13 protein-coding genes are annotated in these 15,692 nt (G+C 61.8%); 1 reads left to right on the forward strand and 12 read right to left on the reverse strand.

From position 1 onward, the window contains the following. Positions 1–20 precede the first annotated feature (20 nt). The 12 genes from lapB to gyrA all read right to left on the reverse strand — a co-directional run bounded on the left by lapB (position 21) and on the right by gyrA (position 14,547). Positions 21–1,196 (reverse strand): lipopolysaccharide assembly protein LapB, encoded by a 1,176-nt coding sequence (lapB, locus tag B0G80_RS11165; protein ID WP_116118027.1) that lies wholly within the window; start codon positions 1,194–1,196, stop codon positions 21–23. 68 nt (positions 1,197–1,264) lie between these two features. After that, positions 1,265–1,558, reverse strand: coding sequence for a lipopolysaccharide assembly LapA domain-containing protein (locus tag B0G80_RS11170; protein WP_012433972.1), 294 nt, complete (start codon positions 1,556–1,558; stop codon positions 1,265–1,267). Between the two features lie 600 nt (positions 1,559–2,158). Next, positions 2,159–2,482 carry an integration host factor subunit beta gene (locus B0G80_RS11180; protein WP_012433973.1) on the reverse strand — a complete coding sequence of 108 codons (324 nt, stop codon included), beginning with the start codon at positions 2,480–2,482 and terminating at the stop codon, positions 2,159–2,161. Positions 2,483–2,503: 21 nt separating this feature from the next. Next, positions 2,504–4,237, reverse strand: a complete 1,734-nt coding sequence (gene rpsA / locus B0G80_RS11185) for a 30S ribosomal protein S1 (RefSeq protein ID WP_106283263.1) — start codon at positions 4,235–4,237, stop codon at positions 2,504–2,506. A gap of 164 nt (positions 4,238–4,401) precedes the next feature. Beyond that, entirely contained in the window at positions 4,402–5,088 is a 687-nt protein-coding gene (gene cmk, locus B0G80_RS11190) for a (d)CMP kinase (RefSeq protein ID WP_116118029.1), read from the reverse strand. Between the two features lie 35 nt (positions 5,089–5,123). After that, entirely contained in the window at positions 5,124–6,428 is a 1,305-nt protein-coding gene (gene aroA / locus B0G80_RS46805) for a 3-phosphoshikimate 1-carboxyvinyltransferase (RefSeq protein ID WP_258878878.1), read from the reverse strand. Between the two features lie 18 nt (positions 6,429–6,446). Beyond that, a complete protein-coding gene (locus tag B0G80_RS46810) occupies positions 6,447–7,388 on the reverse strand; it encodes a prephenate dehydrogenase/arogenate dehydrogenase family protein (RefSeq protein WP_258878879.1) in 942 nt (313 codons plus the stop codon). A 52-nt stretch (positions 7,389–7,440) separates the two neighbouring features. Then, the gene (gene hisC, locus B0G80_RS11200) at positions 7,441–8,553 is read right to left on the reverse strand and encodes a histidinol-phosphate transaminase (protein ID WP_116118030.1); all 1,113 of its coding nucleotides are present in this window, start codon (positions 8,551–8,553) and stop codon (positions 7,441–7,443) included. 78 nt (positions 8,554–8,631) lie between these two features. Next, complete coding sequence (gene pheA, locus B0G80_RS11205; RefSeq protein ID WP_106283266.1) at positions 8,632–9,714, reverse strand: prephenate dehydratase; 1,083 nt, start codon at positions 9,712–9,714, stop codon at positions 8,632–8,634. A 78-nt stretch (positions 9,715–9,792) separates the two neighbouring features. Further along, a complete protein-coding gene (gene serC / locus B0G80_RS11210) occupies positions 9,793–10,875 on the reverse strand; it encodes a 3-phosphoserine/phosphohydroxythreonine transaminase (RefSeq protein WP_116119628.1) in 1,083 nt (360 codons plus the stop codon). 309 nt (positions 10,876–11,184) lie between these two features. After that, the gene (locus B0G80_RS11215) at positions 11,185–11,787 is read right to left on the reverse strand and encodes a DUF2059 domain-containing protein (RefSeq protein WP_106283267.1); all 603 of its coding nucleotides are present in this window, start codon (positions 11,785–11,787) and stop codon (positions 11,185–11,187) included. 123 nt (positions 11,788–11,910) lie between these two features. Beyond that, the gene (gene gyrA, locus B0G80_RS11220; protein ID WP_116118031.1) at positions 11,911–14,547 is read right to left on the reverse strand and encodes a DNA gyrase subunit A; all 2,637 of its coding nucleotides are present in this window, start codon (positions 14,545–14,547) and stop codon (positions 11,911–11,913) included. Positions 14,548–15,034: 487 nt separating this feature from the next. On the opposite strand from gyrA, the gene ompA reads away from it, so the two are divergent. Further along, entirely contained in the window at positions 15,035–15,682 is a 648-nt protein-coding gene (gene ompA, locus B0G80_RS11225; RefSeq protein WP_106283269.1) for an outer membrane protein OmpA, read from the forward strand. Positions 15,683–15,692 lie beyond the last annotated feature (10 nt).

Below are 15,692 nucleotides of genomic sequence, written 5' to 3' on the forward strand. Positions count from 1 at the left end.
CCGTCGTTGCCGCGCGAGCATCAGTTCGATGCGGTGATCGGCTCGACGCGGCGCGGCGCATAGGTTTCCCAACCGCTGCAACCCGGGCACTGCCAGTAGAAAAGCCGCGCCCTGAAACCGCAATTCTGGCACGTATACCGTGGCAGATTTTTGGTGCGCTGACGGATCAGCGTACGCATTAGTTCGAGTTCGCTGCGCCGCGGTTCTTCCGCGACGGCTTGCTGCGCCTCGAGCAGCCGCGTCATGCCCGCCAGATTCGGCGACTTCTGCATTTGCGAGCGCGCCAGCGCGTGGGCGGCGTCAGGTCCGCGCAGCGATGCGACGTGCTGATAGGCGACATCGAGCAGATCGTTGGTCGGATAGCGGTCCACCCACGTGGTCAGCAGATCGGCGCCATCTTGCGGACGGCCGAGCGCCTCGTAGGCCGTCATCAGCTTTTCCGCGACCAGCGGCAGATAGGCCGGATTCTGCTCTTCCACCCGGCGCCATTGGGCGATGGCCGCTTCCGGCGCGCCGCCGGCCGCGTCGACATCGCCGAACAGGATCGTGGCACGCACGTTGGTGGGGTTCGCCTTCAGCGCGAAGCCGAGCTGCCGGCGGGCTTCGTCCGGCTTCTTCTGTTGTAGCGCTTCCTGGGCGAGTTCGCAGTGGAATTGGGCGATTTCCTTGTCGAGCGACTCGGCGCCCATCGTTTCCAGATGACGGGCGGTGTCGATCGACTTGACCCAGTCCTTCTCGATTTCGTAGATGGTGAGGAGCGCACGCTGCGCGCCCAACGCGTAGTCGCCGGTTTCGAGCGAGCGGAACGTTTCTTCCGCGCGATCGAGCAGACCCGCTTTCAGGAAGTCTTGCCCCAACTCGTAAAGCGCGTGATCGCGCTCGCTGACAGGCAGATCGGCGCGGCTCAACAGGTTCTGGTGCACGCGAATTGCGCGATCCGTTTCGCCGCGGCGCCGGAACAGATTACCCAGCGCGAAGTGCAACTCGACTGTTTCCGGATCGAGCTTGACCACTTCGATGAACGCGTCGATCGCCTGGTCCGGCTGCTCGTTGAGCAGGAAATTCAGGCCGCGAAAATACGAGCGTGGCAGGTTGGCGCTTTCGGACAGCAGCGTCTTGAGGTCGTAGCGCGCGGCCATCCAACCGAACGCGAACGCGACGGGTATGACGAGCAGCCACCAGAAGTCTAGATCCATGCGATTAATGCAAATGTGCGGAAAAGCGAAGACGGAAAGCCGCGCTTAAAACGCGCGGCGCAAGGCATTCAGATCAGCGGCGGCATAGGCGGTTGTTCGACCACGACCGGGGTTTCGCGCGCCACCCGCAACTCGCGCTTGAGCCGGCCATTTTCCATGCGCAAGCGCAGCATGGCCGGCATCGACGATACCAGCCCGGCCAGCAGCCCCACCACGAAGAACGCGAGGCCGATCAGGATCAACGGCGCCGACCATGCGTAGCCCGCGAGGAAATTCAGCGTAGCAGGTTGTGTATTGGCGAGCGCCAGCACCAGCAGCAGCACGAACACCAGCACACGGATCAGCCAGACGATAAATTTCATGAATAGGTCTCTTGACGGCAGTTGCGGGGTGACGCCGGCTTGATGACGCGTCGCGCCACGGTGTTGCCCGCGCCGAAGTGACCCGTATTGTAATTGAAGCCCTCGCGGCTGGGCAGGAAGTGGGGGATTGAGGGGTTATGGGAGGTTGGCTTGTTTGGGCGGGAGGTGAGCGGGTGCGGCGGTGGGTTAGTGCTCGGCGGCTGTGTTCGCGGGCCGTGCTGGCTTGCGTGCTTGCGGGCAGCGCGGTGCTTGCATGTGGATCATCGTGGCGGCGTGCGGTGGGTCTTGCTTACCTGCGAGGGCGTCTGTCCGCCTGTTCGCGCGCCATACATGTTTGCCACGCCGGCTTGCGCGCTCGCGGTACGTGTGCCGCCGCGCAAGCGTTGCTGCACTTGCGCGTTACGCATAAACACGAGCTGCGGGCGTGCTCGCGCGCCACGCTTGTCGGCCATGCGCCGGCCCGGGGCGAAACGCCGCCGAGCAAAACGCCAACATACAGGCGAAAAAAAAGCGCCCGAAGGCGCTTTTTCTGGTCTTTTGCCGACTGGCTTTGGCCGCTGACGCTACCGATGCCACGCTGCAAACGGCACAGCGAAGCATTTACAGATCGTCATCCGGCTCTTCGGCCTTCAACGGCTCACCCGCGCGACGATCTACCCGTTCACGCAATTCCTTGCCCGGCTTGAAGTGCGGTACGTACTTCTCAGGTACCAGCACCTTCTCGCCCGACTTCGGATTACGCCCGACGCGGGAGGGACGGCGGTTAAGGCCGAAGCTGCCGAAGCCGCGAATTTCGATGCGGTGACCGTTGGCAAGTGCCTCCGACATCGCATCGAGCATCGTCTTCACCGCGAAATCCGCATCTTTAAGGACAAGTTGCGGAAATCGCGCAGCCAGTTGGGCGACCAATTCCGATTTGGTCATACTGCAGCAGACCTCTCAGACTTACTGGTTCTGGCCGTCGAGCTTGGCCTTCAGCAGCGCGCCGAGGTTCGTCGTGCCGGTGGCAGCCGAGCTCGAGTCCGACGAAGCCAGGCCACGAATCGCTTCCTGTTGCTCAGCCGAATCCTTGGCCTTGATCGACAGGTTGATGCCACGCGACTTGCGATCGATGTTGATGATCATCGCGTTGACCTTGTCGCCTTCCTTCAGCACGTTGCGAGCATCTTCCACGCGGTCTTGTGCGATTTCCGAAGCACGCAGGTAGCCTTCGACTTCCGTCGACAGCTGAACCACTGCACCCTTCGCGTCCACCGTCTTGACCACGCCGTCGACGATCGAACCCTTGTCGTTCATGGCAACGAAGTTGCTGAACGGGTCGCCTTCGAGCTGCTTGATGCCCAGCGAAATGCGTTCCTTCTCGACGTCGATGCCGAGAACGATCGCTTCCACTTCGTCGCCCTTCTTGTACTTGCGAACTGCTTCTTCGCCCGTTTCCGACCACGACAGGTCCGACAGGTGAACCAGACCGTCGATGCCGCCCGGCAGACCGATGAAGACGCCGAAGTCCGTAATGGACTTGATTGCGCCTTGCAGCTTGTCGCCCTTCTTGAAGTTGCGGCTGAAGTCGTCCCACGGGTTCGGCTTGCATTGCTTCATGCCGAGGCTGATACGGCGGCGGTCTTCGTCGATTTCCAGAACCATGACTTCGACTTCGTCGCCCAGTTGCACAACCTTCGACGGTGCAACGTTCTTGTTCGTCCAGTCCATTTCCGACACGTGAACCAGGCCTTCGATGCCCGATTCGACTTCGACGAATGCGCCGTAGTCGGTGATGTTGGTGACCTTACCGAACAGGCGCGTGCCCGACGGGTAACGGCGCGAGATGCCTTCCCACGGATCGTCGCCCAGTTGCTTGATACCCAGCGAAACGCGGTTCTTCTCTTGATCGAACTTGAGGATCTTCGCGGTGACTTCCTGGCCAACCGACAGCACTTCGCTCGGGTGACGCACACGACGCCATGCGATGTCGGTGATGTGCAGCAGGCCGTCGATACCGCCGAGGTCCACGAACGCGCCGTAATCCGTGATGTTCTTCACCACGCCTTCCACGATCGCGCCTTCCTTCAGCGTTTCGAGCAGCTTTGCGCGCTCTTCGCCTTGGGTCGCTTCGATCACAGCACGGCGCGACAGCACGACGTTGTTACGCTTGCGGTCGAGCTTGATGACGCGGAATTCCAGCGTCTTGCCTTCGTACGGGGTCGTGTCCTTGACCGGACGCGTGTCGACCAGCGAACCCGGCAGGAACGCGCGGATGCCGTTGACCATGACGGTCATGCCGCCCTTGACCTTGCCCGTGATCGTGCCGGTCACGAGTTCGTTGTTGTCGAGTGCCTTTTCCAGCGACAGCCACGAAGCGAGGCGCTTAGCCTTGTCGCGCGACAGGATCGTGTCGCCATAGCCGTTTTCCAGCGCGTCGATCGCGACGGAAACGAAGTCGCCCGCCTGCACTTCTACCTCGCCCGCGTCGTTCAGGAACTCTTCGAGCGGGATGTAGGCTTCGGACTTGAGACCAGCGTTGACGACCACGAAGTTGTGGTCAACACGCACGACTTCGGCGGAGATCACTTCGCCGGCGCGCATGTCTTGCTTGGTCAGCGACTCTTCGAACAGAGCCGCAAAAGATTCGGTATTCGGGGTAGAGGTTTGCAGGTCGGACATAAAAATCAAAATTTGCATGGTTCTCGCGGTGCCCGGCTGGCCGGACGGTCAGCAATTTCGGCTAGAGTGCGAATGCCACGCGGGGTTATAGGGTTAAACACAACGCTTCACGACGATCGCGAAGCACCTACTGACAACGGACTTCTACTGCGCCCACGCCTGAAGCACAACGCGTACTTTCATCAGGCATGTGGGACTAAAGCTTCATACCACTGCACCACTTGCTCGACCGCCTGGTCGACCGACAATGCCGAGGTATCAAGCAGCTTTGCATCCGCCGCGGGCTTGAGTGGCGCAGCTGCGCGCTGACTGTCACGCTCATCGCGCTCACGCAAATCCCGGAGCAAGTCATCTATATTAGCAGAAAATCCTTTTTGGATCAATTGCTTATGCCGGCGCGCCGCGCGGGCCTCCACGCTGGCTGTCATGAACACCTTCAGCACGGCGTCCTGGAAGATCACCGTGCCCATATCGCGGCCGTCGGCGACCAGTCCCGGTTCCTTACGGAAAGCCCGCTGCCGCGCCACCAGTGCGGTGCGCACCGGTGCGTGCACGGCAATCGCCGAAGCGCGGGCGCCGACTTCCTCGGCACGAATCTCAGCAGAAACGTCGACGCCATCGAGCTGCGCCAGTCCCTCGCGGAAGGTGATGTGCAGGTCGTCGATCAGTTTTACAAGGGCGTCGGCGTCGTCGGCCGCGATGTCGTAGCGCAGGCTGGCGAGCGCGGCGAGACGGTACAGCGCGCCGCTGTCCAGCAAGTGGAAGCCGAGGCTCGCGGCCACCAGCGCGGCCACGGTGCCTTTGCCAGAGGCACTCGGGCCGTCGATCGTAATGACGGGCGTCTGGTGAAAGGGACGGGTCGGTTTCATCGAAAAAGTCGCACGTCAATCGATTCGAAATCGAATCAGGGTTGGGCGAGCGCGGTAAAGCGCTCGAAATAATCGGGAAACGTCTTGCCGACGCACTTCGGGTCGTTGATCCGCACCGGCACGCCGCCGAGGCTCACCAGAGAGAAGCACATGGCCATGCGATGATCGTCGTAAGTGTCGATAGCGGCGTTCGGAGTCAGCTTTTCAGGTGGTTCGATCACGAGGTAGTCCTCGCCTTCCTGCACCTTGGCGCCGACCTTGCGCAGCTCCGTCGCCATCGCGGCGAGCCGGTCGGTTTCCTTCACGCGCCAGCTGGCGATATTGCGCAGCGTGGTCGCGCCGTCCGCGAACAGCGCCGCGACGGCGATCGTCATCGCGGCATCGGGAATCAGGTTGCAGTCCATGTCGATCGGTTCGAGCTTGCCGCTGTCGTGGCCGACGCCGCGCACTTCGATCCAGTCGTCGCCCATCTGCAGGTTCGCGCCCATCTTGATGAGCGCATCGGCAAAGCCGACGTCGCCCTGGATGCTGGCTCGGCCGACGCCCTCCACTTTCAGCGGGCCGCCGCCGAGCGCGCCGGCCGCGAGGAAATACGAAGCGGACGACGCATCGCCCTCCACCATGATCGTGCCCGGCGACTGATACCGCTGCCCCGCCGGCACCACGAACCGATGCCATTCGTGACGCTCGACCTTGATGCCGAAGCGCTCCATCAGCTTTATCGTGATCTCGATATACGGCTTCGAAATCAGCTCGCCATCCACCTGCACGGTGCTCACGCCGCTTTCGGTGCGCAGAAGCGGCAGCGTCATGAGCAGCGAGGTTAGGAACTGGCTCGACACGTCGCCGCGCACGGTGATGGGCGCGTCGGCGTTGATCCGCCCGGAGCGAATCCGCAGCGGCGGATAGCCTTCGTTCTCTTCGTAGTCGATCTTCGCGCCAAGCTGGCGCAGTCCGTCGACCAGATCGCCGATCGGCCGCTCGTGCATGCGCGGCACGCCGTGAATGCGGTAGTCGCCGCCGTTGACCGCCAGCGCCGCCGTCAGCGGACGCACCGCCGTGCCGGCGTTGCCGAGAAACAGATCAGCCGTGCGCGCCGTGAACGCGCCGCGCGTGCCGGTCACGACGCAGGTGTCGCCGTCGCGCTTCAGACGCACGCCGAGCTTTTCGAGCGCGTCGAGCATCACGCGGGTGTCGTCGGAGTCGAGCAGGTTCGTGATCGTCGTTTCGCCTTCGGCGAGCGCCGCGAGCAGCAACACCCGGTTCGAAATGCTCTTCGAGCCAGGCAGACGAACCGTGCCGGACGCGCGGGAAAACGGTCCGAGATCGAGGAATTCCATGATTGAGTCCAGTTCCGGTTATTTCGACGCGTCGCTATTCGCGACGCCGGCCGCGCGCTGTTCCTGCCATTCGGTGCGCGCCACGCGCGAGCGCGCGAACACGGCTTCGAGGGCGGCGCCGTCGGCGGCTTCGATGGCCGCGCGCAGACGCGCGAGCACGGCCGTGTAGGCGTCAAGTTCGTCGAGCAACGCGACGCGGTTGGCGACGCACACGTCACGCCACATTTCCGGGCTCGACGCGGCAATGCGCGTGAAGTCGCGGAAACCGCCCGCGGCAAACGAGAATTTCAGCGCGGCGTCGGGCGAATTGAGAATCTGCTCGACCAGCGCAAACGAGAGCACGTGCGGCAAATGGCTGACCGACGCGAACACGCGGTCGTGCTGCTCGGGCGCCATGTTGCGCACGAGCGCGCCGGTGGCGCGCCACATCGCCGCGACGCGCTCCACGTCTGCCGGCGCATTCTCAGGCAGCGGGCACAACACCACATTGCGGCCGACATACAGGTCGGGCAAGGCTGCTTCCACGCCGCTGGCTTCGCGGCCGGCAATCGGATGCCCCGGCACGAACTGGCCGATGCGCGCGCCGAGCGCTGCGCGCGCTGCGCCGACCACATCCGACTTGGTGCTGCCCGCGTCGGTGACGATCGTCGCGGCATCGAGGAACGGCGCGATGCGTTCGAGCAGCGGCTGCGTCTGCGCGACGGGCGCGGCCAGCAGCACGAAGTCGGCGCCACGAAGCGCTTCACTGAGCGCGGCGTCGTCGTTTAGCGCGGCCGTGTCGTCGATCACACCCAGTTCCAGAGCACGCTCAGTCGACGCGGACGAACGCCCCACACCGATCACCTTGCGCGCGCCGTCGGCCTCGCCACGTTCGCGCAACGCACGCGCGAGCGATCCGCCGATCAGGCCGACACCGAAAATTACCAGCTTGTTAAATGAAAACGCGGCCACGTCGGTCACAAATAAAGCGCGCCTTTCATGCCGACGAGGCGCGCGGGTCCAAGGTTACCGCTTACGCGGCGGCGAGCGTCTTTTCGAGCGCCGCGATGAATGCTTCGTTTTCTTCCGGCAGGCCGATCGTGATGCGCAGCCACTGCGGCAAACCGTAGTTGCCGACCGGACGCACGATCACGCCTTGTTTCAGCAATTCGACGTTGACGCGGTTGCCGGCCGCGTCGTCGTTGCCGACGCGCACCAGCACGAAGTTGCCGTGCGACGGTACATACTCCAGGTTGAGCTTGTCGAACGCTTCGGTCAGACGGCGATAGCCCTGCGCGTTCAGCGCGGCGCTCTTTTCCAGAAACGCCTTATCGTTCAGCGCGGCGATCGCCGCGGCTTGCGCGAGCGTGTTCACGTTGAACGGCTGACGCACGCGATTCAGCAAATCGGTCAGCTCAGGTCGCGCGATCGCGAAACCCACGCGCAAACCCGCGAGACCGAAAGCCTTCGAAAACGTGCGCGACACCAGCAGATTCGGATAGCGGCGCACCCACGCAATCGCATCGTAGCGCTTCTCTTCCGGCAGATATTCCGTATACGCCTCGTCCAGCACGACGACCACGTGGCGCGGCACCTTGTCGAGAAACGCCTCGAGCTTCGGGCCTTCGATGAACGTGCCGGTCGGGTTGTTCGGATTGGCGACGAATATCAGGCGCGTGTCGTCGGTGACGGCGGCGAGCATGGCGTCGAGATCGTGACCGTATTTGACGGCCGGCACGACGATCGCACGCGCACCCAGGCCTTGCGTGGCCAACGCGTAAACCGCGAACGAGTACTGCGCATAGACGATCGACTGCCCCTTTTCCACGAACGCGTGCGCGGCGATTTCTAGGATGTCGTTGCTGCCGTTACCAAGCGTGACCCAATCGGCGGGCACGCCGTAACGCTCGCTCAGCGCAGCCTTCAATTCGAACGCATTTGCGTCCGGGTAACGGCCCAGTTCGCTCGCGGCCCGCGCCATGGCGCGTTGCGCCGACTCCGGCATGCCGAGCGGATTTTCGTTCGATGCGAGTTTCACGATGGTCGCTTCGTCCAGACCGAACTCGCGGGCCACTTCCGAAATCGGTTTGCCTGCAGTGTAAGGCGCAATTGCGCGCACGTAGGAAGGACCGAAAGGCGCTGTCATGAAAATCTCCGAACGACGATGAGTAATTGAATGCGCGACGGCCGCTGCGCGATGCCGCGGGCCGCCGCGTGAATATCATTAGCGGGCGCGCGGATACGAGCCCAGAATCTTCAGGAACGCGGCCTTCTCGCCGAGTTCGGCGAGCGCGGCGGCGACCGCCGGATCGTCGCGATGGCCTTCGACGTCGATGTAGAAGTAGTACTCCCACGTACCGACGCGCGCCGGGCGCGATTCGAAGCGCGTCATGGACACGCTGTGACGCGCCAGCGGCTCCAGCAGCTTGACCATCGCGCCCGGTTCGTTGACGACCGACACGATCAGCGAAGTCTGGTCGTAACCGCTCGGACCGGCGGGCTGCTTGCCGATCATCACGAAGCGGGTGCGGTTGTGCGGATCGTCCTGAATCAACGCATACGCGACTTGCAGGCCGTAATGGGTCGCCGCCCGATCGCCGGCGATCGCCGCCACGCTCGGATCTTCCGCTGCCATGCGCGCCGCTTCCGCGTTGCTCGACACCGCCTGGCGTTCGAGATGCGGCGCGTTGGTCGACAGCCAGCGCTGGCACTGGGCGAGCGCCTGCGCATGCGCGCACACGCGCGTCACGCCCGTGAGCCCGCCGTTCAGCGTCAACAGATTGTGGTGAATCGGCAAAGCCAGTTCGCCGCCGATCGTGAGTTGCGTTTGCAGCAGCAGATCGAGCGTGCGCGACACGGCGCCTTCGGTCGAATTCTCGACCGGCACGACTCCGAATTCCGCGGCGCCGGCTTCGACCGAGCGAAACACTTCGTCGATCGACGGACATGGCAGGCCTTCGATCGACTGACCGAAGTACTCATGCATCGCCTGTTCGCTATAAGTGCCGACCGGGCCGAGATACGCGGCCTTGATGGTCTTCTCGAGCGCGCGGCTCGCGGCCATGATCTCGCGCCAGATCGCGCTGATATGCTCGCTCGCGAGCGGCCCCTCGCTCATGTCCTGCAGGCGCGCGATCACCTGCTGCTCGCGCTCGGGGCGGAACACCGGCGCGTTGAAATGCTTCTTGACCTCGCCCACTTCGAGCGCCACGGCGGCGCGCTGATTGAGAAGCGCGATCAGCTGCGCGTCGAGCGCGTCGATGCGTTCGCGAAGCGGTTTGAGTCGGGTATTGAGTTCGTCGTCCATGCGTGAAAACGGCCCTGCCGGTAGCTGCTGCAAAAATGCGTGCTGGAAAGGATGCGCGCGCCTGCTAGCCAGTGTGGCTCAGGCGCTGCGCTGTTCGAATTCCTTCATGTATTCGACAAGCGCTTTGACGCCCTCGAGCGGGACGGCGTTATAAATCGACGCCCGCATGCCGCCGACGGACTTGTGGCCCTTCAGCTGCACCATTCCCCGCGCTTTCGCGCCGGCCAGGAAATCCTCGTTGCGCGACTCGTCCGCGAGGAAGAACGGTACGTTCATCCGCGAGCGCGAGCCACGTTCGACCTTGTTCAGATAGAAGCTGCTCGAGTCGATCGCGTCGTACAGCAGTTTCGACTTCTCGACATTCCGCGCTTCGATCGCGGTCAGGCCGCCCTGCTTCTTCAACCACTTGAACACCAGCCCGGCGATGTAGATCGCATAAGTGGGCGGCGTGTTGTACATCGAATTGTTCTCGGCGACGGTCTTCCATTCGAACGCCGACGGGCAGATCGATTGCGCACGATCCAGCATGTCCTCGCGCACGATCACCACCGTCACGCCGGCCATGCCGATGTTCTTCTGCGCGCCACCGAACAGCACGCCGTATTTGGCGATGTCCATGGGACGCGACAGGATGTGCGACGAGGCGTCGGCCACGAGCGGAATATCGCCGAGATCGGGAATCTCGAATGTCTCGACGCCATGGATCGTCTCGTTCGTGCACAGATGCACGTAAGCCGGGTCGTCCGACAGTTGCCATTCGGAGCGGGCGGGTGCGCGCGTGAAACCGTCAGCCGTCTGACCGCTCGCCGCCAGATGCACGGTACCGTACTTCTGCGCTTCCTTGAACGACTTCTGCGACCACGAACCCGTCACGACGAAATCCGCGCGCGGCTTCGCGCCCATCAGATTCATCGGCACGATTGCGTTCTCGCCGAGACCACCGCCTTGCAGGAACAGAATGCGATGGCTTGCCGGCACGTCGAGCAAGTCGCGCAAATCGACGAGCGCTTCCTCGTGGATCGACATGAACTCTTTCCCGCGATGGCTCATTTCCATCACGCTCATGCCGCTACCTTGCCAATCGAGCATTTCGTCGGCGGCTTGACGCAGCACTTCTTCGGGCATGGCCGCAGGGCCGGCGGAGAAATTAAAGACGCGCATCGTGAGATCCTGGAAGCAGGCGCAAAAAAAGAAGAGCGCGCAAAGATCGGCGAAGTTGGCAGCCGAGGAAACAACCGCCATGACGCTGACCACGCAATTTTGCCGGCGCGATTTTCTAACGCGGATTTCGGACCATTTCGCGCCGAAAAAGAAAATGGCCGTCTGCGCGTGTGCGCAAACGGCCATTATCGCATTGTCAACGCAATGCCGCCAAACCCGGCGCGCCATACAGCCTACGAGGCGAACCTACCGGGCGGCGGCCGGCGCGATGTCAGCGCAGCCTTTCGACCTTTTGTCTGTCGACCAGACTTACTTGGCCGGCTTGACCGAAGCGACTTCCTTGTCGGCCTGGTCACGCGTTGCCTTGATCGATTGCGGCATGTACTTTTGCATCAAGCCGTTCACGACGTCGCGGCCAACCTGGTCTTGCACCTGGATGAACTTGCGGCCGGTCGGGCTCTTGTAGAACGCCGTCAGATCCTTGATTTCCGACGTGCTGTAGTACTTCGCGTAAGCGTCGTACTGAGCTTGCATGGCGTCCTGACGGAAATTGTCCGTGGCGAACACCTGGCCTGCGCCGTCAACCAGCTTCGGCACTGCATTCTTTTGCAGCGTCGGGACGGAAGCCTGCTTCTGCTTGTCCGTCATCGTCTTGTTTTCGCTCAATGCGTCCGACAGGATAGCCGGAACCAGCTGCTTGGCTTGCATCTGGGCGCTGTTGCCGATCGCGCCGACGAGCTTCTGCGCGTCGATTGCGTCCAACAGGTCCTTGATTGCAGCCTGCTTGGCCGGATCAACCGGTGCTGCGGCAGTAGCCGGAGCCGCCGGAGCCGAGCTCTGAAGCGCTTGAGCCATGGCAAAGGTCGGCACGAGGGCAGCCAGCAACATCAGTTGTTTGAATCGTTTTTGCATCATTACTCCCTAATAGAAATGAACTTGAGCAGCAAGCCGCGCGGGACACGTATCAGCCCGACACGCCATTATTCCCGGCGCAGCTTTCAACTAATCACTGAGACTGTAAGGCGCTGATGCGAATCAGGCCGCACCGCCCTCTTCGCCACCGTTGTCACCTTCCGCGGGACCTTCGGCGTCGCCTTCCGCATCACTTTCTGCCTCGGCCTCAGCAACCTGTTGCAGACCTGAAAGCTTGGTCCCTTCGTCAAGGCTGATGAGTGTAACACCTTGGGTTGCGCGTCCCATTTCTCGAATTTCCGAGACCCGCGTACGGATCAGCACGCCGGTATTGGTGATCAGCATGATCTGCGCTTCCTGATCCACCAGCGTCGCGGCCACGACTCGGCCATTACGCTCCGACGTCTGGATCGCGATCATGCCCTTCGTGCCGCGACCATGACGGGTGTACTCGGTGATCGGCGTGCGCTTGCCGAAACCGTTTTCCGTTGCGGTGAGCACCGACTGCTGCTCGTCGCCGGCCACCAGCAGCGCGATCACGTTTTGACCTTCCTCGAGCTGCATGCCCCGCACGCCGCGCGCTTCACGGCCCATCGGGCGCACGTCGTTCTCGTCGAAGCGAACCGCCTTGCCGGAATCCGAGAACAGCATCACGTCGTGCTGGCCGTCGGTAATGGCGGCGCCGATCAGGTAGTCGCCGTCATCCAGACCGACCGCAATAATACCCTTGCGCAACACGCGGCCAAAGGCTTCAAGCGGCGTCTTTTTTACGGTTCCTAACGCGGTGCCCATAAAGACGAACTTGTCAGCCGAGAATTCCTTCACCGGCAGAACAACCGTAATCTTTTCGCCTTCCTGAAGCGGGAAGATATTGATGATCGGTCGGCCGCGCGAGTTCCGCGAACCTTGCGGCACTTCATAAACCTTCACACTGTAGACACGGCCGCGATTCGAGAAGCACAGAATGTGATCGTGCGTGTTCGCGATGAACAGCGTGTCGATCCAGTCGTCTTCCTTCATGGCCGTGGCCTGCTTGCCGCGGCCACCACGCTTCTGCGCGCTGTATTCGGACAGCGGCTGTGATTTCACGTAGCCGGCGTGCGACATGGTCACGACCATTTCTTGCGGCGTGATCAGGTCTTCGGTGTTCAGTTCGGTGGCGTTCAGCTCGATCTTCGAGCGGCGCGCGTCGCCGAATTCGGCTTTGATGGACGTGAGTTCGTCGACGATGATCGCCGTAATGCGCTCCGGGCGAGCCAGAATGTCCAGCAGGTCGGCGATTTGCGCCATCACTTCGCGGTACTCGCCGATGATCTTGTCCTGCTCCAGGCCAGTGAGGCGCTGCAGACGCATCTGCAGAATTTCCTGAGCCTGGGTGTCGGACAGACGGTAGAGGCCGTCGGACTGCATACCGAACGACGGATTCAATCCGTCAGGACGATAGGCTTCGCGACCGCCCGCGGTCGCGTTTTCCGTCTCGGCGCGCGACAACATTTCGCGCACCAGCGACGAATCCCACGGACGCGCCATCAATTCCTGCTTGGCGATCGGCGGAGTCGGCGCGGCTTTGATGATCGCGATGAACTCGTCGATGTTGGCGAGTGCAACCGCCAGACCTTCGAGCACGTGGCCGCGTTCACGCGCCTTGCGCAGTTCGTATACAGTGCGCCGCGTCAGCACTTCCCGGCGATGCGACAGGAAGCACGACAGCATTTCCTTCAGGTTCAGCAGCTTCGGTTGGCCGTCGACCAGCGCGACCATGTTCATGCCGAAGGTGTCCTGAAGCTGGGTCGCCTTGTACAGATTGTTCAGAACGACTTCCGGCACTTCGCCGCGCTTGAGCTCGATCACGACGCGCATGCCGCTCTTGTCGGACTCGTCGCGGATGTCGGAGATGCCTTCGAGCTTTTTCTCGTTGACGAGCTCGGCGATGCGCTCCAGAAGTGAGCGCTTGTTCACCTGGTACGGCAGTTCGTCGACGATGATCGACATGCGCTGACCGCGGTCGATTTCCTCGAAGTGCGTGAGCGCACGCATCACCACGCGGCCGCGGCCGGTGCGATAGCCGTCGCGCACGCCGGCCACGCCGTAGATGATGCCGGCGGTCGGGAAGTCGGGTGCCGGAATGATCTCGATCAGTTCGTCGATCGTGGCTTCCGGGTTCTTGAGCAGATGCTGGCACGCGTCGACAACCTCGTTGAGGTTGTGCGGCGGGATGTTGGTCGCCATGCCGACCGCGATGCCGGACGAGCCGTTGATCAGCAGATTGGGAATGCGCGCCGGCAGGATGGCCGGTTCGTTTTCGCTGCCGTCGTAGTTCGGCGTGAAATCGACCGTTTCCTTGTCGATGTCGGCCAGCAGTTCGTGGCCGATCTTCGCCATGCGGATTTCGGTGTACCGCATCGCCGCGGCGTTGTCGCCGTCGACCGAGCCGAAGTTGCCCTGACCGTCCACCAGCATGTAGCGCAGCGAGAAGTCTTGCGCCATCCGGACGATGGTGTCGTAAACAGCCGTATCGCCGTGCGGGTGATATTTACCGATGACGTCGCCGACAATACGCGCCGACTTCTTGTACGCCCGGTTCCAGTCGTTGTTCAGTTCGTGCATCGCGTACAGCACGCGCCGGTGCACCGGCTTCAGGCCATCGCGAACATCGGGAAGCGCACGCCCCACGATCACGCTCATCGCGTAATCGAGATACGAACGGCGCATTTCCTCCTCTAGGGAGATTGGCAGAGTCTCTTTGGCGAATTGATCCATTATCCGTATCTTTTACGTGCCAAGACGACGGCTTAACTTCAATTCGCCGCGCCTTCGCGTAAGCATTGCAGGCGCAACGCATCACGCGATTCTAACATGCCGCGAATCCGCTCCCGACGAACGTACGTATACCTATTAGCAGGGTGCGCACGAGGCGTGCATCGGCGCTACTTTTTTGAGACCCATCAGGCTCGATTCGTGCGTGGGGCAATTCGCCGCTCAGCCATGACTGGCGGAGCCTCCAGGGAATTACTTCTGTTGCGCATGCACCACAATTGGAGGGTGATTCGATCGGGGGCAGATTTTTTTATCGTTGGACGGGAACGATATGGCAAAATGCCAACGCACAAAGAGTTAGACACGGCTCGAAGTCTACACAGCACGTTTTTTGTTCTACACCGATGTTATACTTCGAGCAATGTATGACTTGTCTTCGTCAACAGGCTCGCAGTAAACCTGCGGTAATCTCAATTTCGAGAGGAGAAATATGAATAAACTTTCAAAGCTCGCGTTCATTGCAGCTACCGCGGTTATGGCTGCATCCGCCATGGCACAGTCGGTGCCGGCGTCGCGACAAGCTACGAACGACAACTGGGTGAATGGTACCGGCGAATACGTGTGGATGAACGGCACGAACGAGCTGTGCTGGCGCGATGCGTTCTGGACGCCGGCAACAGCCAACGCAAAGTGCGATGGCGCTCTGGTTGCTCAAGCTCCGACTCCGCCGGCTCCGGTCGCACCTGCACCGGCTATTACGAGCCAGAAGATTACGTATCAAGCTGACGCACTGTTCGACTTTGACAAGGCCACCCTGAAGCCGGCCGGCAAGGAAAAGCTGGACGATCTGGCATCGAAGATCGGCGCGCTGAACCTCGAAGTCGTCGTCGCAACGGGTTACACGGACCGCATCGGTTCGGACAAGTACAACGACCGTCTGTCGCTGCGTCGTGCTCAAGCTGTGAAGGCATACCTGGTCAGCAAGGGCATCGAATCCAACCGTATCTATACGGAAGGCAAGGGCAAGCGCAACCCGGTCACGACCGGTTGCAACCAGAAGAACCGCAAGCAACTTATCGCCTGCCTCGCACCGGATCGTCGCGTGGAAGTCGAAGTTGTCGGTACTTCGAAGCAGTAAGCTACAAAAT

The sequence above is a fragment of the Paraburkholderia sp. BL6669N2 genome (genome assembly GCF_003387275.1).
Classification (GTDB): domain Bacteria; phylum Pseudomonadota; class Gammaproteobacteria; order Burkholderiales; family Burkholderiaceae; genus Paraburkholderia.

What these genes read in the sequence shown, in the direction of transcription:
- lapB (WP_116118027.1), bottom strand. Translation starts at nt 1,196, where the DNA reads ATGGATCTAGACTTCTGGTGGCTGCTCGTCATACCCGTCGCGTTCGCG.
- B0G80_RS11170 (WP_012433972.1), bottom strand. Translation starts at nt 1,558, where the DNA reads ATGAAATTTATCGTCTGGCTGATCCGTGTGCTGGTGTTCGTGCTGCTG.
- B0G80_RS11180 (WP_012433973.1), bottom strand. Translation starts at nt 2,482, where the DNA reads ATGACCAAATCGGAATTGGTCGCCCAACTGGCTGCGCGATTTCCGCAA.
- rpsA (WP_106283263.1), bottom strand. Translation starts at nt 4,237, where the DNA reads ATGCAAATTTTGATTTTTATGTCCGACCTGCAAACCTCTACCCCGAAT.
- cmk (WP_116118029.1), bottom strand. Translation starts at nt 5,088, where the DNA reads ATGAAACCGACCCGTCCCTTTCACCAGACGCCCGTCATTACGATCGAC.
- aroA (WP_258878878.1), bottom strand. Translation starts at nt 6,428, where the DNA reads ATGGAATTCCTCGATCTCGGACCGTTTTCCCGCGCGTCCGGCACGGTT.
- hisC (WP_116118030.1), bottom strand. Translation starts at nt 8,553, where the DNA reads ATGACAGCGCCTTTCGGTCCTTCCTACGTGCGCGCAATTGCGCCTTAC.
- pheA (WP_106283266.1), bottom strand. Translation starts at nt 9,714, where the DNA reads ATGGACGACGAACTCAATACCCGACTCAAACCGCTTCGCGAACGCATC.
- serC (WP_116119628.1), bottom strand. Translation starts at nt 10,875, where the DNA reads ATGCGCGTCTTTAATTTCTCCGCCGGCCCTGCGGCCATGCCCGAAGAA.
- B0G80_RS11215 (WP_106283267.1), bottom strand. Translation starts at nt 11,787, where the DNA reads ATGCAAAAACGATTCAAACAACTGATGTTGCTGGCTGCCCTCGTGCCG.
- gyrA (WP_116118031.1), bottom strand. Translation starts at nt 14,547, where the DNA reads ATGGATCAATTCGCCAAAGAGACTCTGCCAATCTCCCTAGAGGAGGAA.
- ompA (WP_106283269.1), top strand. Translation starts at nt 15,035, where the DNA reads ATGAATAAACTTTCAAAGCTCGCGTTCATTGCAGCTACCGCGGTTATG.